The sequence below is a fragment of the Rossellomorea sp. H136 genome, assembly GCF_056838065.1.
In genome coordinates, this window is record NZ_CM166371.1 from 2,485,030 (window position 1) to 2,507,571 (window position 22,542).

Annotated in this window: 23 protein-coding genes and 4 pseudogenes; 9 read left to right on the top strand and 18 right to left on the bottom strand. The window is 34.5% G+C overall.

The features are described 5' to 3' along the window. Nucleotides 1–34 precede the first annotated feature (34 nt). The 3 genes from ACYH0O_RS12505 to ACYH0O_RS12515 all read left to right on the top strand — a co-directional run bounded on the left by ACYH0O_RS12505 (nt 35) and on the right by ACYH0O_RS12515 (nt 2,899). The gene (locus ACYH0O_RS12505; RefSeq protein WP_149155885.1) at nt 35–1,462 is read left to right on the top strand and encodes an alanine/glycine:cation symporter family protein; all 1,428 of its coding nucleotides are present in this window, start codon (nt 35–37) and stop codon (nt 1,460–1,462) included. A 145-nt stretch (nt 1,463–1,607) separates the two neighbouring features. Next, on the top strand, nt 1,608–2,375 hold the full coding sequence (locus ACYH0O_RS12510; protein WP_482628979.1) for a hypothetical protein: 768 nt from the start codon (nt 1,608–1,610) through the stop codon (nt 2,373–2,375). A gap of 65 nt (nt 2,376–2,440) precedes the next feature. Next, nucleotides 2,441–2,899 (top strand): staygreen family protein, encoded by a 459-nt coding sequence (locus tag ACYH0O_RS12515; protein ID WP_482628980.1) that lies wholly within the window; start codon nt 2,441–2,443, stop codon nt 2,897–2,899. A gap of 692 nt (nt 2,900–3,591) precedes the next feature. Here the strand turns inward: ACYH0O_RS12515 and ACYH0O_RS12520 are convergent. The 4 genes and pseudogenes from ACYH0O_RS12520 to ACYH0O_RS12535 form a co-directional block, all read right to left on the bottom strand. Then, the gene (locus tag ACYH0O_RS12520; protein WP_482628981.1) at nt 3,592–4,005 is read right to left on the bottom strand and encodes a hypothetical protein; all 414 of its coding nucleotides are present in this window, start codon (nt 4,003–4,005) and stop codon (nt 3,592–3,594) included. 35 nt (nt 4,006–4,040) lie between these two features. Then, nucleotides 4,041–4,454 (bottom strand): YobI family P-loop NTPase, encoded by a 414-nt coding sequence (locus ACYH0O_RS12525; protein WP_482632557.1) that lies wholly within the window; start codon nt 4,452–4,454, stop codon nt 4,041–4,043. Beyond that, nucleotides 4,438–5,103, bottom strand: coding sequence for a YobI family P-loop NTPase (locus ACYH0O_RS12530; RefSeq protein WP_482628982.1), 666 nt, complete (start codon nt 5,101–5,103; stop codon nt 4,438–4,440). Before ACYH0O_RS12530 ends, ACYH0O_RS12525 begins: the two co-directional genes overlap by 17 nt. 904 nt (nt 5,104–6,007) lie before the next feature. Continuing rightward, nucleotides 6,008–6,923, bottom strand: a pseudogene (locus ACYH0O_RS12535) (Tn3 family transposase); the annotation flags it as partial. Between the two features lie 218 nt (nt 6,924–7,141). Between ACYH0O_RS12535 and ACYH0O_RS12540 the strand changes: the two are divergent. From ACYH0O_RS12540 to ACYH0O_RS12550, 3 genes are read left to right on the top strand one after another with little or no spacing between them, the layout of a single operon-like run. Next, nucleotides 7,142–8,593: a spore germination protein gene (locus tag ACYH0O_RS12540; RefSeq protein WP_482632558.1), complete on the top strand. Its 1,452-nt coding sequence runs from the start codon at nt 7,142–7,144 to the stop codon at nt 8,591–8,593. Next, nucleotides 8,586–9,689 carry a Ger(x)C family spore germination protein gene (locus ACYH0O_RS12545; RefSeq protein WP_482628983.1) on the top strand — a complete coding sequence of 368 codons (1,104 nt, stop codon included), beginning with the start codon at nt 8,586–8,588 and terminating at the stop codon, nt 9,687–9,689. Before ACYH0O_RS12540 ends, ACYH0O_RS12545 begins: the two co-directional genes overlap by 8 nt. Nucleotides 9,690–9,707: 18 nt before the next feature. After that, nucleotides 9,708–10,820 carry a GerAB/ArcD/ProY family transporter gene (locus ACYH0O_RS12550; RefSeq protein ID WP_482628984.1) on the top strand — a complete coding sequence of 371 codons (1,113 nt, stop codon included), beginning with the start codon at nt 9,708–9,710 and terminating at the stop codon, nt 10,818–10,820. Between the two features lie 65 nt (nt 10,821–10,885). Here the strand turns inward: ACYH0O_RS12550 and ACYH0O_RS12555 are convergent. After that, nucleotides 10,886–11,283, bottom strand: a pseudogene (locus ACYH0O_RS12555) (NAD(P)H-dependent oxidoreductase); the annotation flags it as partial. A gap of 204 nt (nt 11,284–11,487) precedes the next feature. Between ACYH0O_RS12555 and ACYH0O_RS12560 the strand changes: the two are divergent. Further along, nucleotides 11,488–11,976, top strand: coding sequence for an RrF2 family transcriptional regulator (locus ACYH0O_RS12560; protein ID WP_482628985.1), 489 nt, complete (start codon nt 11,488–11,490; stop codon nt 11,974–11,976). A 475-nt stretch (nt 11,977–12,451) separates the two neighbouring features. Here the strand turns inward: ACYH0O_RS12560 and ACYH0O_RS12565 are convergent, their stop codons facing one another. From ACYH0O_RS12565 to ACYH0O_RS12575, 3 genes are all read right to left on the bottom strand, one after another. Next, nucleotides 12,452–12,910 (bottom strand): hypothetical protein, encoded by a 459-nt coding sequence (locus ACYH0O_RS12565; RefSeq protein ID WP_482628986.1) that lies wholly within the window; start codon nt 12,908–12,910, stop codon nt 12,452–12,454. Nucleotides 12,911–13,712: 802 nt separating this feature from the next. Continuing rightward, entirely contained in the window at nt 13,713–13,970 is a 258-nt protein-coding gene (locus ACYH0O_RS12570) for a DUF3231 family protein (RefSeq protein WP_482632559.1), read from the bottom strand. Then, complete coding sequence (locus ACYH0O_RS12575) at nt 13,967–14,884, bottom strand: ketopantoate reductase family protein (RefSeq protein WP_482628987.1); 918 nt, start codon at nt 14,882–14,884, stop codon at nt 13,967–13,969. The genes ACYH0O_RS12570 and ACYH0O_RS12575 overlap by 4 nt, the downstream gene beginning before the upstream one ends. A 624-nt stretch (nt 14,885–15,508) precedes the next feature. Here ACYH0O_RS12575 and ACYH0O_RS12580 point away from each other — a divergent pair. After that, nucleotides 15,509–16,138: a TetR/AcrR family transcriptional regulator gene (locus tag ACYH0O_RS12580; protein WP_482628988.1), complete on the top strand. Its 630-nt coding sequence runs from the start codon at nt 15,509–15,511 to the stop codon at nt 16,136–16,138. A gap of 315 nt (nt 16,139–16,453) precedes the next feature. Here the strand turns inward: ACYH0O_RS12580 and ACYH0O_RS12585 are convergent, their stop codons facing one another. The 9 genes and pseudogenes from ACYH0O_RS12585 to ACYH0O_RS12625 all read right to left on the bottom strand — a co-directional run. Then, nucleotides 16,454–17,314: a DUF421 domain-containing protein gene (locus ACYH0O_RS12585; RefSeq protein WP_482628989.1), complete on the bottom strand. Its 861-nt coding sequence runs from the start codon at nt 17,312–17,314 to the stop codon at nt 16,454–16,456. A gap of 16 nt (nt 17,315–17,330) precedes the next feature. Then, nucleotides 17,331–17,537, bottom strand: a complete 207-nt coding sequence (locus ACYH0O_RS12590; RefSeq protein ID WP_482628990.1) for a DUF1657 domain-containing protein — start codon at nt 17,535–17,537, stop codon at nt 17,331–17,333. A 13-nt stretch (nt 17,538–17,550) separates the two neighbouring features. After that, nucleotides 17,551–17,901: a stage V sporulation protein AE gene (gene spoVAE, locus ACYH0O_RS12595; protein WP_134177344.1), complete on the bottom strand. Its 351-nt coding sequence runs from the start codon at nt 17,899–17,901 to the stop codon at nt 17,551–17,553. Further along, nucleotides 17,898–18,914: a stage V sporulation protein AD gene (gene spoVAD, locus ACYH0O_RS12600; protein ID WP_482628991.1), complete on the bottom strand. Its 1,017-nt coding sequence runs from the start codon at nt 18,912–18,914 to the stop codon at nt 17,898–17,900. Before spoVAD ends, spoVAE begins: the two co-directional genes overlap by 4 nt. Then, entirely contained in the window at nt 18,914–19,393 is a 480-nt protein-coding gene (spoVAC, locus tag ACYH0O_RS12605; protein ID WP_482628992.1) for a stage V sporulation protein AC, read from the bottom strand. The genes spoVAD and spoVAC overlap by 1 nt, the downstream gene beginning before the upstream one ends. A gap of 19 nt (nt 19,394–19,412) precedes the next feature. Beyond that, on the bottom strand, nt 19,413–19,886 hold the full coding sequence (locus tag ACYH0O_RS12610) for a YhcN/YlaJ family sporulation lipoprotein (RefSeq protein ID WP_482628993.1): 474 nt from the start codon (nt 19,884–19,886) through the stop codon (nt 19,413–19,415). 87 nt (nt 19,887–19,973) lie between these two features. Continuing rightward, nucleotides 19,974–20,180: a DUF1657 domain-containing protein gene (locus ACYH0O_RS12615; protein ID WP_482628994.1), complete on the bottom strand. Its 207-nt coding sequence runs from the start codon at nt 20,178–20,180 to the stop codon at nt 19,974–19,976. 211 nt (nt 20,181–20,391) lie between these two features. Beyond that, nucleotides 20,392–20,835 (bottom strand): carboxymuconolactone decarboxylase family protein, encoded by a 444-nt coding sequence (locus tag ACYH0O_RS12620; protein WP_482628995.1) that lies wholly within the window; start codon nt 20,833–20,835, stop codon nt 20,392–20,394. Between the two features lie 653 nt (nt 20,836–21,488). Further along, nucleotides 21,489–21,652, bottom strand: a pseudogene (locus tag ACYH0O_RS12625) (phosphonate ABC transporter, permease protein PhnE); the annotation flags it as partial. Nucleotides 21,653–21,990: 338 nt separating this feature from the next. Here ACYH0O_RS12625 and ACYH0O_RS12630 point away from each other — a divergent pair. Next, nucleotides 21,991–22,102 (top strand): annotated as a pseudogene (locus ACYH0O_RS12630) (AIR synthase-related protein); the annotation flags it as partial. 208 nt (nt 22,103–22,310) lie between these two features. Here the strand turns inward: ACYH0O_RS12630 and ACYH0O_RS12635 are convergent. Beyond that, on the bottom strand, nt 22,311–22,526 hold the full coding sequence (locus tag ACYH0O_RS12635; protein ID WP_482628996.1) for an OsmC family protein: 216 nt from the start codon (nt 22,524–22,526) through the stop codon (nt 22,311–22,313). Nucleotides 22,527–22,542: the final 16 nt, after the last annotated feature.

Below are 22,542 nucleotides of genomic sequence, written 5' to 3' on the forward strand. Positions count from 1 at the left end.
TTGTCATAAACACAAACATCTAGGGGGAACAAATATGGAGTTATTTACAAGTATAATAGGCACCTTGAATGATTATATGTGGTCATACATACTGATTGTGGCGCTTATCGGTCTCGGTTTATACTTTTCATTACGAACAAAATTTGCACAATTCCGTTATTTAGGAGAAATGGGAAGATTATTAACAGATAAAACCACCATTTCAGCAGAGGGAAAACGAGGCATTTCTTCCTTCCAGGCTTTCACAATCAGTACCGCATCCCGTGTCGGTACTGGTAATCTGGCCGGGGTTGCAACAGCGATTGCCGGCGGTGGGCCAGGAGCCGTATTCTGGATGTGGCTGATTGCCCTTTTGGGTGGGGCAACAAGCTTCGTTGAGAGTACACTTGCACAAATCTATAAAGTGAAAGACGGAAAAGACGGCTACCGCGGTGGTCCCGCTTACTATATGGAAAAGGGATTAAATGCCCGTTGGATGGGGATCCTGTTTGCCGTTATCATTACATTCTGTTTCGGCCTTGTGTTCAACTCAGTACAATCCAATACAATTTCTCTTGCAATGGAAGAAGCGTATTCAATTGATCGTATGACTGTTGGTATCATTCTTGCCGTGTTAACAGCTCTTGTTATTTTTGGCGGGGTGAAGAGAATTGCCAGTGTAACTCAAATTGTCGTTCCGATCATGGCGGTTCTATATTTGATTCTGGCATTCTTTATTCTAGTCACCAATATCTCCATGCTTCCAAATATGTTTGCAATCATTTTTGAAAACGCATTTGGTATTCGTGAAGTAGCAAGTGGCGGAGTAGGCGCAGCCATCATGATGGGAATCAAGCGCGGTTTATTCTCGAATGAAGCCGGTATGGGTAGTGCGCCGAACGCAGCTGCCTCTGCGGGTGTCACTCACCCCGTAAAACAAGGACTTATCCAAACTCTTGGTGTGTTCACAGATACCCTGCTTATCTGCACAGCTACAGCCTTCATGATCATCCTGTCTGACCAATACACCACAGGGATTGATGGCATACAACTGACGCAGGCAGCCTTAAGTTTCCATGTAGGGGAATGGGCAGATACATTTGTCGCTGTCGCTATATTCTTATTCGCCTTCAGTTCAATTATCGGAAACTACTACTACGGTGAAACCAATATCGAGTTTATCAAATACAGCCCGATCACTCTATTCATATACCGAATGGCCGTTCTTGGCATGGTGATTTTCGGAGCGGTTGTCAAACTGGATATTGTGTGGAGCCTGGCAGATTTATTTATGGGTCTCATGGCGATCATCAACTTAATCGCCATCACGTTATTAGCTAAAATCGCGATATCTGCATTAAAAGATTACCGGGAACAAAAGAGACAAGGTAAGGATCCTGTTTTCTACTCCAACTCTATTAAAGGGTTAAAAGGACTTGAGAGCTGGGATGCAAAACCTGAGACGACTTCAGAACAAAAATAGCATGAAAGGACCAACCTTATCGAGGGTTGGTCCTTTTTCATTTTTCTGACTGAGAAAGATGAGAAGAGAAACGATAATCATTACATAGATTTTCCTTCTTTGGTGAAAATAAAAGTGAATAATTTTCTAAAAAGGAGAGAAAATCATGAGAAAAGAATTACTATTTGCTTTCGGTGCTTTCTTTATTATGTCCCTCCATGCCATTGCAGGAAATTCTTCCGATGAACCTTTGGAAAAACAGCCTGTGAATGAAATGACTGTCAATGTGTATAAAAAAGATGTAACCGGCGATGGTAAAAAGGATACGATTACGCTTAAGGCGATTCCATTTTCTCCTGATGCCCTGTTTCTTAAACAAATTTGGGCGGATATTCAAACGTCTGAAGGAAGTAAGATTCGAATTGATTATGAAGGTGGTTATGAGCCGAAAATCCAATTCGTTGATTTAAATCACGATGGAATAAAGGATATGCTGTACTCATCTCCTACAGGGGGAAGTGGTGGACTTTATAATGTAGCCCTCCATACGTTAGCAGATAATAAACTGGTCGATATTGGATTACCTGAGCCCTTAACGATTCAAGCCCAGTTTGAAGATGACTACCAAGCTTCTATTTCATTTGTGGATACAAATCAATCCTACACAGTCGATTTACGTGACCGCAAAGAAGACTATGATCGATTGGGGATATACAAGGACGGAACCTTAAATGAACCTATGGAATTAATGGTTCTGCCATATGCATTTTTTGAGCCGACGAACATCATGGGCAAACCTGGTAAAGGATTAAAAGGTTATCAGCAAATAAGTGGTGCCTATAAGGCTGATGGCATCGGAACGGCCACGTCTTATTGGTATTATGAGAATGATCAATGGAACCTGATGAAGATAAAGTGGAAAGCAAATAAATAGCTGAACCATTTCTAGGCATTTATCATACTCTGTTGTAAGCCCATTTTTGTAAAGGAGGCTTACACATGAATGAATTCAAGCCTGAAAAGCTAGCTGTCACGTATTTGCCACCAGCTTCAATCTTCAGTCCCATTGATAATCGAAAGTACACATTAACTCATTCTGATACGACGGGTGAACTATTTTTAAGCGTTGGTTGTCACTTTGATTTGGAGAAGATCAATCCATCCATGAGGGACGAAGTATTAGGAGAATGGAGAAGAGACCTTGGTCAATACACTCTTGCAGGAACCGTGTATGTGAGTGGGGGAGAATTTGATCAACAGCTTTCCAACGTAAGGTTTATGATTTTCAAAAAGGAACTGCCATTGGCATTAACAGCAATGGTGAACGGTGATAAGGGATTCTACACGTACTATCCATGGCTTTTGGATGCACCCATCATCGTCTGCTTTGAATCTGTATTCCCGGAATTTCAGCAAACGCTTTATTTCGGGACACCAAGACAGTATTTATTGAAATAGTGCTTAAGCATAAAGAGGTTCAGGCTCAATGTGAACTCTTTATGCTTATTTTTGTGTAGTTTCATTGCAAGTATTTATTAAGAGAAGGGCTTAGATAGTACGAGTGAGAGTATGATTCCATCGGGGTTTAACTAAGCTGTTTAATAAATTAGAAATGATAGTTAAGACAATGACACGATATTATGTAAACTAATAAGTGAGTATGAACGCAGCAGCTAACAAATGAAATGATACATATAAGAAGAAAAAACAAATCAGTATTAAAATCAATTAAATAAATTATCAGATAATGAATATTCGAAAAAAACATACAAATTCACATTTGATATCCAATACAAAAATTAAGATGCATGACCAGACTGAATGTATCATGAGAGAAAAAATTTCAGGATCTGATTAATAAACCATTATAAATGAATAGAATTAACCAAATTTAATTGTTGAAGTAAAGTGTATTATTTTTTCTTTTGTCTCATTGTTAACAGTATACTTGTGATACGAGACTGAAATCGATTATTTTATTTAGGTACCGATAATATATATTATGTAAACTTAAAACAAACTTTAACATAAGAATAACTCTTACCCCTACTTTTGTCCTGACGAACGACACAAAAGTACTGACAAATGTGACACAAATGTTTAGACAATATACTTTTTGACACAAAAGTCAGGATTCTTCCTCTATTGCTTCATTTTATATTGTTGATTAAATAATTTAATGAATTCATTATCGTGATGGTAAGTTCTAATAAAAATGACTCTTCTGCTTTTTGTTGTTTTAGCGTTGCTAGGTCCTCCTTGATGCGATCGATTTTGTATTCATCGCGTATTATAATATATTCCTCACGTTCGAAGTAGTTTTGCTTCGAGCCAAAGACCGTGGCTATTTGCTCGGCTTCGATTTGACCGTTACCTCGGTTGGGCAAGTAATAGTTGACTTTACCTGCCTGTTCTAAATTATCGAAAAAAACTTGTGTGTTGAAGTCAGCGTTATTGTAATAGTGTGTCCCTTTAATGGTAATATAAGAGTTCTGATGCCTATTATTCGGTTTATAAATACCTAACTCATCTAAATAACTCACTTGTAACTCTTTTAAAGACAACAACGTCTCTTGCTCAGTCCCTTTAACCTACGCCTCTAACTTCTCAATTTCCGCTTCAAGTCTGCCCATTCTGGTGTGGATGATTGCATCTTTATTTTCCAAACGTCATATACAATCCCCTTATTATATTTCAATTGCGAAAAGTCAAACGGATAGATATTTTTATAGATGACCATTGCTAAAAGATTATTGAGATCAAGATCGATGCTCCCCAGTTTGTCCTTGTAAATAATAAATTCGTTAAAGACATTTTTTAAAATCCTCATATCATCGATGTATATCGTTACATCACTTAAAAAGGTTCGATCTATCTTATCCGTATAGGCTAATTTGTCTATTTTCTCAGTCAATTTATCTATCGAGTTAGAGGAATTAATAATTGGGATCACCGGGATGATAAAGTCAAAAAATTTGGTGCGATTTTTACTGAATTCAATGGAAGTTAAAATTACCGCGGATCAAGCTGTAAATATTTTTCAGAAAAACAATTGGAAACAACAGGGCTACTCCAATCAAGAAGAATGTCCATAAGATTAATAATGGGTTTCCACTAGTGAAATTTTGTTGAAGTAGCGTCCCTCTAAAAATATCTCTTAGATAAGTTGGGTTAAATAGAAAGATACTAGCTGTCAACGAGGATATAAATAGTGTGAAATAAAAAATGATGTTTCCATTTTTCACATGCTTAATACGCTTAAAGCGCGAAAATGGAATGGTACGATCCGCGACACGGTAAATCATTTGCTGGAGAATGCTTTTCTCTAGATCATTCTCTTCGCTCATCCCCTCTTCTAGCTTGAAGGTTGCTAACGATATATTTAAAAAGTGGTACGTATCTCCGTGCTTATTTTTATACGTCTTTAGCAAGCTACTCTTTCCTGAACCATATGGCCCGGTCAAAGCAATATTCATAACATTGTCATTCTCCAAACCCCAGGTAATTGCCTCGGCATATTTACCATTTTCATCAATGTCTGTGCTCGGCGTTAAGTCCTCGAATAAGCTCTCAGGCATGTTTTTAACGTCGGCTAACTTTGTTAGAAGCTTGGTAAATTTGTTGGTTAGTTCCATTAACGCATGGATAATCCGGTTTTTCATTCGCACACCTACTATACTGATAAATTTAAGAGGTTCTCATGTGTTCTACACTTATCTTACAGAATTTTCCTTTTTATTAAATTAATCATAACATTAGTAAATAAATTTATAGAGACTAAAGTAAAATTTATACAATTCCATGGGCATTTAAGGTTTTTTAAGACTATTTCAATGTTGATAATATCTTTGTATTAATAAACTAGGTCTAAATACCATTGTGTCAAGAGTTTTGTTTCTATCTAAACCGTGGTGTCAGATATTAAAGTTTTAAAATGCGTACTTTTTGTTTTAAAACAAGAATAAAAATGTTACTTAGTTCTTATATCAAAGTATAAACACTTAAGTTGACTGTGGACATACAACAATTTTTAAATTACAATTGTCGATTCTTTGAAAATTATTTCTCTCTTCTCTTCACAAAATTAACTCAAAGGCCAGGAACAAAAATGCTTGCGCCTGGCCTTTAAGTTTTATTTCATCTTACATGTTTAAATTATTCTTTACCTTGAAGCTTCAAATGCCTTTGATAAGCTTCCTCATCATTTATCATGCTGAAGTATTGGGCTTCATGCTCATAGAAAAGTTTTTGGCGCTCTAAATCCGTCTCTCTAGGTAGGGGCTTTTGAGATACAATCATAGAATTAACAAGATCAGTTAATGGTTTACCGATCGCACGTTTGTAATTAAATCCAAGCAATTGGAGCATATTAAAAGTTTCTTTCGACAATAACGGCTTAAATATTTCAAGATTTTTCTTGTTCTCTGCTGCTGCTTCTTCGTCATCTGTATTAGCGATAAGGTGTTCGATTAAAGGTAGAATGTTGGAAGTGATATAATCAACATCTCCTTCTGAGATTTTTTGTGCTACCAATTGTTCATCGTAAACTTGAGCAATTTGAATTAGTTGGTTCTTTTCAGCTAATAACTCTTGAATTATCTCTTCTAGTACATTTATTTTTTCTTTATCACTTTTACCCTCTTTAGAAATCCTTATATAAGATCCTAGTTTCCCCATAATAAGAGATGCTGAAACTGTCCCTTCCCTTATAAATGAACTAATCGCAAAACATCCTCATAATTTTCTTTAATAAGCTTTGTATTTATTTGTCCACGTAAAATGGCTTCTAGTTTTGGATACTCAATTGCTTTATCTATTTTAAATAACTTTGAGTCTGATAAATCTCTTATTCTTGGAGCGAATTTAAATCATCCTAATAAATGGGTCAATCCGAAAATTTGGTCTGTGTAGCCGGCCGTGTCTGTATAATGCTCTTCTATGTTTAGGTCCGTTTCATGATGCAATAAACCATCCAAAACATGAATTGCATCTCTTGAATTAGTATGAATAATCTTTGTGTAGTAAGAAGATAATTGATCACTTGTAAATCGATAGATGGTGGCTCCTTTTCCAGTTCCGTAATGTGGGTTGGCATCTGCATGTAGTGATGAAACACCTAGCTGCATTCTCATACCATCTGATGAAGATGTTGTACCGCCGCCCTAATAGGAAGACAATTGCAATTTGTGATGAAAATTTACTAATACGGATTGGGCTTTATTCATTGCATCTTCATACATGCGCCATTGAGATACATTGGCTAATTGTTTATATGTAAGCCCGGGTGTTGCTTCAGCCACCTTGCTCAACCCAATTTTCATTCCCATTCTTAAAAGAGTAACCATAATAATAATAATTTCTTCTTTATCAGGTTTTCGATTACTAAAGAAGCATGAGTGACTTGTTCATAAAATCCTGTTATTTTGGCAACATTCATGAGTAATCAGGTTAATTTTATTCTTGGAAGTAATTTTTTTATACTCCATTTAGTTCTAGTAAAGCATTTTTGTAGAACAGTATTGATTTTTTGTATTTTTCAATTGTTTGTTGCAGAGAATTAAGTACTATCAAGAGAATAAAATACATGAGTATAGTACAGAATAATCAAGAGCAAATATATAATTATGAAACTTAAGGTGAATAAATGACTTTCTTTTTTAATAAAAATAAAAAAAAAAATTAAAAAATAAACCTAAGCCAATTGAATTAGTTTTTGAACAAGCTAAAAAGTCCAGTGATTTTCACGAATATACTCCTTTTGAGGATTTTGATGGCTTATTAATTAGTTACTATAAATCTATGGTCGATGTTGAAAAGGTAAATAAGCTTTTTCTACCCTCAATTCAAAAGCACATAGGTGAAATAAGCAATCTTGATGATATAAAAAATTATATCCCTTTCGATGACTTACATATCGTAAATGAAGGTTCTGATATACAAGATAAGCTTATACAAGGCTATGCAATGATTCAACTAGACAAATCATATACACAATTTTTGGCAGTAAACATTGAAAACTCTGGTATAGGTCTCCGAGAAAACAATGACACGGAAAATGAATTTACTGTTATCGGTCCTAAGATAGGTTTTATTGAAAACATTGATGTCAACATTCATTTATTAAGAAATAGTATTTCTACTTCTGATTTAGTTTTTGAAGAGATTATTATTGGATCTATGTCAAAAACAAAGGTGACTATTGCATATTTAGACGGAATAACTAACCCTCAAAACATTCAAACCGTTAGACAAAGATTAAAGGATATAGATGTTGATGTTGTATTTGATAATTCGCATATTGACCAACTCATTTCAGATAATTCAAATACACTCTTTCCTACTTTATTATCGACTGAACGAATAGATAAGGCCGTATATTCTCTAGTGCAAGGACAGATTGCCATCTTATCAAATGGATCACCTTATGTAATAACTGGACCAGCCACATTGATGAATTTTTTCATTTCATCTGAAGATTATTATTTCCCTTGGATAATTGGGTCATTCTTTCGGGTTATTCGTTACTTTAGTGTTATTTTTTCGATATTCGCAAGTCCATTGTATGTAGCTATATTAACGTTTCATTATGAAGTTATACCAGAAGTTTTACTCACTGCACTAATTGGCTCGAGAGCCAATGTCCCGTTTCCACCGGCATTGGAAGTTATTTTTATGGAACTGACGATTGAATTGTTACGAGAAGCCGGTGCACGATTACCAACAAAAGTTGGACAAACTTTAGGTATTGTAGGAGGGATAGTTATCGGACAGGCAACCGTAGAGGCAGCTCTCACCAGTAATGTATTGCTTATCATTGTTGCTTTATCGGCGTTGGCATCTTTTACAACGCCTATCTATACAATGTCCAATGCCATTCGTATCCTACGCTTTCCTTTTATAGTACTTGCGGCTATTTGGGGAGGATTAGGAATTGCCTTAGGAGCTGTTTTTCTTTTTGGACACCTGTTAAGGTTAAAATCTTTTGGTACGCCATATTTAGCACCGCTATTTCCTTTTAGAAAAACGAACTTTAGCGACGGTTTTATCCGGTCATCATTCGAATATACAACCGATAGAAGTCAACTCTTCAGACCACTCAAGATGAGAAGATACACACCAAAGAAAGACAAGGAAGATATAAATAATGAATAGTAAAAAAAATATAATGCTGATCGGTATAATGTTTATCTTTACATTTCTTATTTTATCAGGTTGTAAACGTTTAGAGATCGTTGATCAATTACAAATTGTGAAGGTACTAGGCTTTGACAAAGAAGATGATAGATATATCGGAACAGCTCTATATGAAGACTACACGGTGCAAGGGCAAGGGCAAGGACAAGTTCATACGCTGCAAGGGGAAGCACCGACTGTAAAATTAGTTCTCAAAGATATAAACAGCCAATCGGAAAAACCTATAGACATTGGGAAATTAATGGTACTCATCGTTAGTGAAGATATAGCCAAAGAGGATATGTCTGAAACTGTCAGGACGATTTGTAACAATCCATTAGTAGGAACCAATCTAATTGTCGCCGTTTCTAAAATTCCGCCAAAAGAAATACTTAACAAATTAAAAGAGGAAGGAAGTGACTATCTTCCGAGACTAATTAAACAAAATATTATGTCGAAAAACTTACCCGAATCGAATTTGCATAATTTTCTGTATGACTATTATGGTAGAGGAAGAGATGCCTCTGTTCCTTACCTGAACCTAAATCAAAAAAGAAAGGTTACAGCAAGCGAATACGCGGTATTCCGTAAAAACAAGCTGGCTCTCATTTTAAATGATAAAGAAATGGTATTGTATAAAATCTTACAAGGTAAATCCATTAATGGAGAAGTCCCATTTAGCGTACATAAACTTCATGATGAAGGTCTAGCTGTACTAACCATTAATTCTGGAAAAATTACTAAATCCGTATCCAACCTCAAATCATTGCCGGAGATATCGTACCGCATAACCTTACGTGGAATGGTTGAGGATTATCCAAAATGGTTAGATTTAAGGAAGAAAAAAAATAAGTTATTATTAGAAAGGCAATCAGAAAAAAAGTTAAAGGAAGATTTTAAACATCTTTTATTAAACTTCCAAAAGCATAATGTTGATCCTTTAGGTGTTGGAGATTTCATAAGAGCTCATAGTGAAGAATGGAATAAAGAACAATTTTACGAAACAATCTACCCAACAATTACATTCAATGTCGATATTAGTGTCGTACTGACTGAATCAGGAATTAAAGAATAGAGAAATAGGTGATTCGTAATGAATAAACAGGTAAAGGAAAGTTTAACGGTCTCTCCTTTTTTTATATTTTTTCTTATACATGGAACACAAACCGGTGTGGGGATGTTGAGCTTCCAAAATGAAATAATAAAAAATTCTGAACAAGATGCCTGGGTTTCAGTGTTGTTGGTCGGATTCAGTTTTCATCTAATTTTATGGATGATCTACTTTTTATTAAAACGTTCCACCACTGGAGATGTTTTATCTTTACATCAACAATTATTTGGGAATTTGTTCGGAAATATCCTAAATATCTTCCTTTACGTTTATATGATTTTAATTACCTCATCTGTGATTCGTTCCTACGTAGAAATTTTGCATCTTTGGGCTTTTCCTCAAATTGAGATTTGGGAGTTACTATTAATTATTTTATTAGCAACGACTTATATAGTCTCCGGGGGGTTCCGAGTTGTCACAGGGATATGCTTTTGGGGTGTGGTTCTACCTAGTCTTTTATTATTGGGTCTTTTTTTTCTGTTACCGCATACTCATTGGGATAACTTAAAGCCATATTTGAATCACAGTTGGAACGACTATTTCAATTCAGGCAAAAATATAATCTATATGTATATGGGTGTTGGTTTTATATTGGTTTATTTCCCCTTCATTAAAGATAATGTAAATTCTAAAAAATGGGCACATATTTCTCAACTCTATACTACATTTTTATATTTTATCCTTACTGTCATTTCACTTGTTTATTTTAATTTAGGTCAGTTAGAACATATCAAATGGCCGACTCTGGTTTTTTCAAAAATCATCTATCTTCCATTTATTGAGAGATTTGAATACGTCTATATCTTTACATGGCTATTAGTGATCTTGCCTCCCTGCTGCGTCGCCCTGTGGAGTGGAACAAGAATTTTAAGAAAAACGATAAATCTGAAGCCGAATTATTCATTATGGATATCCAGTGGTATTATTTATTTCATAGTTATAAATTTTAAAAGTCAGTTAGAAGTTGAAACGTTGAACTCAGTTGTATCTCTAGCTGGCACATTTTTTTTATTTGGGTATATTCCATCATTATTTATTTGGCTTAATATTTATACTATTTTATTTAAGAGGAAAAAGAATAAGCATTCAGTTTAGTTTTGATAGCACGTAACTTTTTAAAAAAAAACTTAATTCTTGCATTCTTTAAAAAGTTTAAAAGCTGACCCATCTTCAGTATACTTTAAAGTGTCACCTGCGATCATGATATTTTCCATATAATCTTTTAACTTTGATGAAATATTAAAATTATGCAATTGTAAAACGACAACATACCTATTTGCACTTTTAAATTGTTGAAAGATCTTGTACGTACGTTCCATTATTTTTTGTTCTTCGAAGGTTAGTTCTCCTTCTTTTCGTTGTCTTTCATATGCATTTAAAACCCGCTTGATCTATTATAGGCACTTCCTCTGTGTACAGGTTATTCTGTTCAATTTCTAATGCTTCACTATCGGAAAATAATACTATAAATGCTCTCAAAATAGTTGAAAACCTGTAAGCTAAATGAGGAAGTAACATCTACTTTTAGATGTGCGTTAATGAAAAGTGTTTTGTTTATTTAAATTCGATATTTTTAAATGAATTTCAAGTTCAAATTAAAGACTAAGTGAATCACTTATTAAATTATCTACACTATAGATTATAAATATTTTTGTAAAAGTGAAATGATTTACCCAAAAGAGATTCTTTTATTTGACTAACACTCTATATATTCCTAAAATACAATTTGATAACCCTTAAAAACAAAAGCAGGTGAGTTAATATGCAGTATAGTGTCGGAGTTGAATATGCTTTACATTGCCTAGTTTATTTAATTGAAGTTCCTTCAAAGGAAAGCGTTGGGATAAAGGATTTGGCAGAATTCCAGGGACTTTCGGAGACATTTCTTTCAAAAGTTTTCGGTAAATTATCTAAGGCTGGCATTGTAAGTTCTGTACCCGGTGTAAAGGGAGGATATAGGTTATCTAAGTCCCCAGAGCATATATCCTTTTGGGATGTAATTGAAGCAGTTGAAGGCCCTAAGCCTATTTTTCAATGTAAAAACATTAAAAACAATGGCTATTTGTATAGAGAAAACTGTTGTACTCCCCCCTCATCTTGTACCATCAATTTAGTTATGCTTTCTGCAGAAGAGAAAATGCGTGATTTCTTGCGTAGTAAAACTCTTTCATGGTTAAATGAAGAGCTTGATCGTGTCTTGCCAACACAAATACGTGAAGATACTAGGAAATATTTTTCGAACAACATATAGAAAACCTCTCATAAAATTCTTTAATTAAAGAATTTAGAGAGGTTTTTTCTTTGTTAAAGGTACCGCCAACATTTCGGGAATTTTATAATTTCCTTAGCGATTTGTGCTACTTTAAATTTTCTTTTGCGCTGTTCATGAATCTTTACATATAACACTAACTTTTCCTCCAAAAATCCTAACCTCCAGTAAAATCCATCACTATCTATTTTACTAAAGTAGTAGGTTGATTGAGCAAAAGTGTAAAATCTCATTGAGCGAAAACTGTCAACTTTATTCTATCGTTCACAACTGACCCAGAGAGTCGCCAATTAACGATATATTGGGTCAGCTTCTATATTTATGAGTATATAATCAGGTCATAACTTGATGGATAAACAAATGTAATCATTTCTACCTTGCATGTTCAATGCATTTTTGGATAAAAAAGTTATAAATCACTGAATCAAAAAGAAGAACTAACGTTATCATTATTGAACTATGTATTAAGTTTTAACATTATATAACGAATAATAAAACCAATTGCCAATCCGGGTAATAAAGTCAAGATAGGCAGCCAAATGGGACCGAATAATATTCCATAAAATGTGTTAGCAGAGTACATAACACCTATTGTCGTAAAATAGGCTCCGAATGCAAACGGAAGAACTGATAATCGAGGGTTTTCCCCTTCTGAAAATATATAAGCATCATACATTGCGTACATATAAACACATGGATAAAACATAAGCCATTGGTAATCAATCGTCCTAACGGCCTCCGATATTTCCCCAAGAAAACTTAACATAATAGCTTTATTAAATGAACTCATAACATTAATCACAAATTCTAAAATAATAAAAGTTATTCCTTTTAATATCTGGCCATTTAATAATTGGGCAAAACCGGGCAGTGCAATGCTCCAAAGAACTGCTTCTAACTTCTTTGTCTTTTTCATTTTATCAACCTTTGTGTAACGTTTTTTATCTTCCTTAGGAACTCATTCTTAAATTTATATAATCTTCCATATATATCCAAAAAAAACAGTTCGGAATTTTTTCAAATACTATTGATCAACATCCAAAGGGATATCTATATTAAACTTATCTTAGAGTTTTTCCTAACTTTTAGTAATTTCCCTTATTTTGATCCGTTGAATAAAAATGCCAAAGAAATAATGCAAAAGGAAAAAAGTCTATTTAAGATTTTTTCTCTATAAAAACATCCTTTCCAGGTAAAATTGAAGGCTACCCCCACTAAGATGAGATGATAATCCCCAAATTATTAACCCTAACCCTAATCCAATAATTAGAGAAATCGAAGACCAAATCATGGCCTGCTTCTTATAAGTTGTCGGAAAGTTTTCTTGGAATAACAAACTAAACCTGCTTTATTACTATTCGGAAACAAAATTATGCAAAATCCATAAAATAAGTAGGACATTATTTCTTGTACGTCGTCTGAAAAAAATATTGATGTTGTTGGGAATTCATCTTTTAAAATAGACTGGTCAATTTTTTCGTTTTTTTAGGGAAATTCTGAATGATTTTCTCAAATAATGTCTCGAATACCAACAATTCATCAATGATATTCTCACATTACATGAAAATTATTTCATTTCCTTTTTCTTTATATGAATTTAATATCCTAAACTCCACATCCTCACAATGGTTAAGCCTTTGTTGAAAAAATTTATAGTTCTTTTCCAAAGAAGTGCTGAGCTTTTCCATTCATTACACCTCATTCTTGATGAATCATAATCATTTTTTATTTGTCCACTTTGCCACTGGAGGCTCATTTAACCAGTCTTTTTTAACAAGCAGCTTAAACACATCTTTAGAAAAGTCCTCAACATCGTTAATCAATTTTTTTAAAATTTTCACATGTTCCTTTTTATAACTTGAGCTCACAGCACTTTGTAAGTTATTTATACCTATCGGATTTAAAAACATTATTAAGTTTGTCATTAGCCGGTCTGATAGACGTCTTGGTGATTCGCAGCAGTCCCAAAAAATTATTTAATTAATTGACTTTCATAAGCTTGTAGGTTGCAATATATAACTTTAATTAAAGGAGCATCTATACTATATTTGTTAGCGAGATTTAATAAGTATCCGTGAATATGTTCCCCTTCAATCTGAGTCCCTTTTTCCATATCTCTAAGCATTGACGACTTCATTTCTCCGGGGATTTCCATCATCTTCCTTAATTGATTATCCTCTATATTATTAGGAAGAGGAACTTCGTGTGCTTTCATTATGAGTCCAATCTCATTAATGAGTTTATTGATTATCTCTAAACCGTCTTTATCTCTAATGAATTTAATACTAGAACGAAATAAAGAAGTTATTCCCGAAAAGCATGCAATAAAGAAATATTTACCCCACATATCACTTACAATAGAATCACTAATACGAATCGATGCTTTTGTTTTTGAAAATACTTTATTTATATATTTCACCCTATCTGAAATTTCGCCTGTTAGTTCTCCAAACACTAAGTCATGAGAGGGGCTGGTTTGAACGATTACGTTTTCCTCGTTAGTTGTCGTTTCAATAAAGCATAAACCTCCCATTACATTATTATTTGGGAAGGCATTTAATAGTAAGTCGAGATGGGTAATACCGTTCAATAAAGGTATAATAACCGTGTCTTTACCCACGAATCGTTTAATATCTTCAACAACATTATCGACGTGATAGGATTTAGTACTAACTAGAATAACATCATAAAATTCAGGAGGATAACTTGCTGTAATTGTTTTTGGTGATATATATATGTTTCCATGGGTACTTAGCACATTTAATCCATTTTTCTTTAGTAACAATTGTTTGTTTTTTCTTACCAAAAACGTAACATCCACTCCGCTTTCTGATAATCTTGCTCCAAAGTATCCTCCTACTGCTCCAGCACCTACAACTAATACTTTCATAAAATTCACTCCTCATTTTCATCAATTAATCGATACATTCACTCACTGACTTCACATTTTAATATACATCTTCAGATTTTTAGGGAGCGTCTTACTCCAAACGCCATTAGCCTTAAAATTTTAGGTATATCATTTAATTGGGGTTAATGCGCCAAACCATCCCTTACATTTCCCTTAGGATATTTGCAATTCATATTTTCCTGAACCCGGGCCTAATTCTGATTAATGAATACCAATATTCATTGAAGGATTAAATAAGAAAACATGGTAACAGGATGTATAACTAGTTTTGGTGTACTCTATAGTACTCACGTATAAAAATGTCTTTTCTTTCTAAAATTAATTTGCATTCTCTTCCCTCGCTCGAAGTAACATCTTTCCCCCCTATAATATTTGTGAATTAATTGGTAAACTCATTTTGAAATTTCACTTTTTTGGAGTATCCACTCCAAAAAATGATGTATTGAAAGTATATACTATATTTTAGATAATTTCAATTTGTTTGAATTTAATTACAAGTGACTGTCGTACCTATACTAGGTCCATAAATGAAATTTCTATTTCAAGGAATGAAACTAAATTATATAGTACCAATGGCAATAGTTTATAAGTTATAATACATATATGAATAATAAATTTAATTCAACTAAAAAAACAAAACTTACGAAGAAGGGGCAAGAAACACGCTCTCGAATTATTGTAGCTGCTGCAGAATTGATGTATGAACAGGGCGTAGCTAGAACAACAATTGAAGACGTTCAGCATAGAGCAAAAATAAGTCCATCTCAGATGTATCATTATTTTAAAGAAAAAAAAGATTTGGTGTTGGAGGTTATTTCATTCCAAACCTCAAAAATAATTAAAAACCATAAACGATTCCTTAGTGATCTTGACTCGTTCGAAGCTCTATATGCTTGGAGGGATTTTATTGTAGATATTCAAATAAAACGAAATTGTGAAGGAGGGTGTCCTTTAGGGTCACTTGCTAGTGAATTGGCTGAAGTAAACACAGAAGCACAGCAGGAAATTATGTCTAGTTTCATTGAATGGGAAGATAGCATACGAAATGGTTTACGTAACATGGTTAATCGAGGCGAATTAAATTCAAATGCTGATCCTGATAAACTAGCAATTGCACTACTTGCAGCACTTCAAGGCAGCCTTTTACTAGCTCAAGTACGCAGAGATCCAAAGCCAATTATTATTACGTTAGATGCAATGATTGAACATATACGGTCATTTAAAAAAATATAAAATTATCTACAATCAAGGCATAAAAGTATTGTCCCTATCGAAAACGAATTGGGCTTCGCATTAATGGCAGTGAATTTAAGAAAATTCACTGCCAACAACTAAAGAAATAGAAGAACTTACTTGCTCAAATTCACCTTTTTTCTGTTAGAAGCTTGTCATGTCTCAGCCTCTGTATTTATATGAGCATACAAAGTTGTCCACTATGGAGGAGATTTCTATACGTACAATATGTAACATAAACCTTTATTAGATAATTGTTGATCTTCATTATCATAGTCTTTGATTATTTTTTGATTATAATCAGGCATAGTATATCTATCCCTTTAACATTGGTGTCAACCTATCAATCACCCTTTGTAATTTTTCGCTATTTTTTCTATACATCTTCTTTGCGTCCTCTGACTCAGTAGGTAAACAAAATAACTCTAAATCCGCCTGACATTTTTTCATCATCGCCAACAATAAAGGGTTTTCTTGAGGTGAAGGTACTTTAATTTTGTCATCAAATATATCGATTGTTAATTGCCCATACGAATCAACTTGAGCTAAAAACACATTTTCAATACTAACATTCTGCTTGTCTAATTCCGTTTCTAGCCAACGACGATTTCTTCCAGCTGATGAAAGTGGCTCATCTAAGACTTCACCGTCCATTATAACTGTTTGAGGCTCTTTTTCAGAAGGGGTTGTCAAACCCAGATCTTTAGCTGTAACTGGTCTATTTTCCTTTTTTAATAGGACATTTAAATCACCAGTAGGTTCTAATACAGCAAATTCAACGTCTGCAACTTTGAATACATCTTTTTTACGCAGAAGTTCTAGGAGTTCATCAGTTGTATATCTTTCTTTCTTTAAATTATCTTCCATTACTTTTCCATCTTTAATGAAGATAGTTCCTTTCCCTTCTATATAATCACGGAACTTTTTGTTTTTTAACGAAATTAATCCTACTAAAAAGGGGACAATACCAAAGATTAAAACTCCAAGTATCCCATGCCATATGTTTTTTTCAAGCCCCATTGTGACTTCAACTGCAATTCCACCAATCGTAATTCCTACTACATATTCAAAAAAGGAAAGTTCCGACAACTGCTTTTTCCCTAAAAATTTTGTCATAAAAAACAATATAGTTAGAAATACAAATGACCTTAAAACAACATCCGTCCAATTCATCATCAATTCACCTCTTATTTTAAAAACCTTTGTATTGTAATTCTTCTATCTCTAATTGGCCTACACGCTTTTTCAAATCGTCTTTTACTTCTTCCATTGCCATCATCATTTCATGAAAAACTCTTTTTGCTTCTTCATCTTGAGATATGATTGCTAGTCTTGATAGACTGGCATCAATGCTTTTTATATTTGAAAGACATTGTTTTACTTGTGAGCCGACTGTCATAAGAGAACCTCCCTTAACCTTTTGGTTTAAAGATTAGAGCACCTAAAAATCCAAAAATAATCGCAGCTGAAATACCTGAACTTGTTACTTCAAACATCCCTGTAATGACTCCTACGAGTCCATGCTGCTCTGCTTCTTGCATAGCACCGTGAACAAGGGAATTACCAAAGCTTGTAATTGGAATTGTTGCTCCTGCTCCTGCAAAATCGATCAAAGGCTCATATAAATTAAGACCGTCTAAAATCGCTCCAATAACAACTAAAGTGCTTAAAGTGTGAGCTGGTGTCAGTTTAAAAACATCAAACATAATCTGGCCAATGACACAAATGAGGCCACCAATGACAAATGCCCAAAAATAGATCATTCTTCCGATCCTCCTAACTCAATTGAAACTGCATGAGCAATACAAGGAATGGTTTCGTTCTGTTGAAACGTAAGAGGGGAGTGCAGTGCACCGGTAGCCACTACCAAGAGCCTCTTAAATTCACCAGCCTTCATTCGATTAAGCAAGTGACCGTAAACAACTGATGCGGAACATCCAGCACCACTGGCACCCGCAAGAACAGGCTGTCCTTCACGATAAATCATCAATCCACAGTCCTGAAACTTCTTTTCATCTATCCTAATCTCATGCTTTTTTAAAAGACCAAGTGTAACTTCATGTCCTATATGTCCAAGATCACCAGTTACAATCAAATCATAATACGATGGATCAACCCCTCGTTCCTTTAAATGAATTTCAATAGTATCAGCTGCAGCAGGAGCCATTGCACCACCCATATTAAAGGGATCCGTCAACCCCATATCTATCACACGGCCTATCGTTGCAGAAGTTACTTTTGGCCCTTCACCTTTGTCCCTCAATAACGCGACACCTGCACCTGTAACAGTCCATTGGGCAGTTGGGGGTTTTTGCCCTCCATATTCCGTAGGATATCGAAACTGTTTTTCAGTTGCAGCGTTATGACTAGAAGCCCCAGTCATTAAGCAGGTTGCCCCTCCGTAATTTACAATAAATGCTCCTAGTGCCAACCCCTCCATAGAAGTTGAACACGCACCGAATAACCCTAAATAAGGAACACCAAATCTTTTTATCGCAAAAGAAGTAGGGGTAATTTGATTAATCAAATCTCCTCCAAGAAAAAATTGAACTTGTTCTTGTTGAACGCCTGCTTTTTCCATTGCCTTTTGACATGCTTCCTCTAACATAACCTTTTGCGCCTTTTCAAATGAATCTTGCCTTAACCAGATATCTCCATGTAACAGATCAAAATCTTCAGGGATTTTTCCACGTGCTTCAAATGGACCTCCTATGGTTCCAGTTGAAGAGATTACCGGCCCATTTTGAAATAACCAAGTACGAGATCCGGATAACATTACATACCACCCCATTGAATAAGAATCGTTTTAATTGTTGCAATGACAAATGCTGAAAACACACCAAACATAATAACCGATCCTGCTAATTTAAACATATTACCTCCGACACCTAGAACGATACCTTCTGTTCTGTGTTCAATTGCTGCTGAAATTACAGCATTTCCAAATCCAGTAACAGGAACTGCTGAACCTGCACCACCGAATTGGGCAAGCCGGTCATAGACACCAAAACCCGTTAAGAGCATAGACAGAAAGATCATAACAGCTACCGTTGGATTACCGGCAGTTTGATCAGTAAAATCAAAGTTATAAATAAAAAAAGATTGAATTACCTGACCAATCAGACAAATAACACCGCCAACTAAAAAAGCCTTTATACAATTTCGTACTATTGGCCGCTTTACTTCACGTTCATCTTGAAATGCTTGGTATTCCTGTTGAACAGGGGTTAAGTTTTTCTTTTGGTTATTTGACATGCCTCGTATCCTTCTTTCATTATGTTTTTTCCTTCATAAGGCTTTTGATTATGTCTAATTCTTTTTTTAAATCTTTCCTTTTTGTCTTATCTTCTTGTAACCTTTGTTCTAATTGTTCCAATTCCATATACATTTTTGAATCAGTTGAGACGAGAATTTTATAGTCTGTATATTCTTCTTTTAAGTCTGATTTTACTTTTTTTTCAATTTCCTTTAATCGAAATCTGTCAAAATTATCGACTTTTACAGCCAATAATAACTCCTTATCTGTGTTGACAGCCCTTGCACTTGAAATCGCTTCTCTTTTTAATACTTTTTCTTTTGCTTCGTTAGCAATAAATTGATCAATTGGCTTTATTGTATGTACCTTTTCGACATTCACATCTTCATGGTTATTGGTAAACTGCTTTTGATTTCCGGCACATCCTGAGCATAGTCCGAAAGCTGTTAGTATTAAAAAGCTAATTTTCAATTTAGTTATTATGTCTTTCATGAAATCACCTCATGTTTTATTCATTATCAGAAGACGAAAAAGGGAAAGGTTGGTTCACTCCATCCAACCAACCTTTCTCTTTTCTAATTACTGTTGTTTATATTGAGGTTCTTCTTGCTCGATTTGTTGAATACGTGGTCCAATGCTGTCTACAATAGCTTGGGTTTGTTTGGCGGCATCTTGGTAAAGCTGCTTTGCTTGTTGATTCTCTGTACCAAGAGCAAATGTTTCTAAACTAGCCTGAGCACTTTTCAGCCCTGCTAAAGTTGTTTTAACGTCATTAATAACTGTCATATTCGATTCCTTCTTTCTTTTAATTAAATAAATTACGAATAGAATTGTTTCTTTTCATACCATGTTTGAAAAATGAAGAATGGATTTTATTGAAATACAGAATAGAAAACATTAACGTGTTTAAGATGTAAATCATACTTACGGATAGTTTGATTAATAAACTCAATACGCTCGGAAGGCAGCAACGGGTTAAGAGGATCGCTTAGAGTTATTATTTTTCAATTGCGGTTTGCCCCATTGCAATAGCAATTCTATTCCAAGTGTTAATTTGATTAATGATTAAAACAAGGTCAACATACTGTTTTTCGTCATAGTGGTTACGCACTCGTTGATAAAGCTGATCTGGCACACGTTTTGTCGGGATTAAGGTTACGTGCTCTGTCAACTCTAAAGCTACTTTTTCTGCTTCTGAGTAAAATTCACACTCTTCCCAAGCACTAATACAATATACTCTTTCTTCTGATTCACCCATTTTCATGACATCTGTTGTGTGCATATACATACATAGTGGACAGCCGTTAATTTGAGAAGCACGAAGTCTAATTAGTTCACGAAGTTTACGGTCTATACCTGTAGTTGCCGTATACTTATCCAATTTCCCAATGATGTCAAGTGCGTCAGGTGCTACACTGTAATAATCAATTCTTTGTGCCAATTTTATAACCTCCTTAAAAAGTTTATTCAAATCAATTCAATGAATAATTGAGTTGAATTCAGAGCTTATGCGTTTCTTTAAACCAAAATCGATTTCGGTATAAAATTTTCCTTAATATGTCTATTAGTTACATTTGTACATCTTAAGGTACGTTTGTTATAAACATTTCTATCTCCTTAATGAATTACTCTTTTATTAACTTCGTTTCACCTCCTGATTTTTGTATTGGCCATTCCGTTTTAATAAATCAATATTAATATTTTTTGGAATATCCACTCCATTTTTAGAGGTAAAATTATCCACCAAATATGACTTCGTTTCACCTCCTGATTTTTGTATTGGCCATTCCGTTTTAATAAATCAATATTAATATTTTTTGGAATATCCACTCCATTTTTAGAGGTAAAATTATCCACCAAATATGACTTCGTTTCACCTCCTGATTTTTGTATTGGCCATTCCGTTTTAATAAATCAATATTAATATTTTTTGGAATATCCACTCCATTTTTAGAGGGAGATTATCCATCAAATATGATAACCTAGATTCAAAATTCTTATTCCCGTTTTGTATTAAGATAGGAAGAAGTGAATCCCCAGGATGTACCGTCAGGTTCATAGAATTCAGGACATTATGCTTCATGCCGGGATCGCGATTAGTTCTGAGATCGGTTTTCCCATAACCCCATTATTATGAAACATAATGTCCGGGCCAGCAGGAAAAGGACCAAGTCCAAGTGCCGTAAGAATAATTAGACCGAAAACAATTTCAGGGATGGAACAACAAAGCTGAGGCAGACTCTGTTTAAATGGTAAACAAGTTAAAGCTGGTTTTGTTTTGTAGTAAAGGTAAAAAAGACCCGTTTCGAGTCCTTTTTCAGATTACATGTATCCTTCTAGGATTCTGTTCTGTAACAGCAACAATGATGGAAGCCCATTCTACATCTTTTTCCTTTAGGTCTTTAAGGAACAATTCAGCTTCTGTGTTAGGAACGGTTATTAAAAGCCCTCCTGAAAGTATGACATTACAAAGATTCACTTGGTTCACAACATCAATATTTTCTTATTGAATTCGGTCTGATAACCATTTTATGAATTTTTTGAAGACTTCAGGAATAATAATCTTTTCAGCAAGCTCTCTTGTTTTTGGAAGGATCTAAACGGCTTCGCTTTCAATGCTAGGCTCTGTGCTCAGGTCAATGCATGCACAGACATTACTGGCTTTGGCCTTTTTAGGGCATGCAATGGAGATTGCGGAAGGAAGAGGTTATCCATAGCTTCAGTTACGTCTTTATTCGATGCAATTATGACGTTATTTCTTTTTGTCCCCAATCGACTTAATGCTTACCTTTTCTGAATTAATAATATTTAAGATTGGACATCTCAACGTAGTCCTTTTTTTGAGTTCTTGAATTTTATCTTCGGTTTCATTTATATCCAATTCTGCAAATATAATTATGTAACGAAATGTTGGATTTAAATTCCCCCCTTATACCCCTTAGGATCGATTCGTCCCTCTATAATAAATTCGATATCTTTTAGACTAAAATTTATTTTTTCAGCAATCATAATGGCGATTATAGTTTCACTTGCGGCTAAAGCACCAAGAAAGGTATTAAGCGGGGTGGTCCCTTTTTCATTCCTTTCAAGTGTATTTGACTCGTCAATAGTATATTGGTGATTTTCGGACATTACTAAAACTGATTTT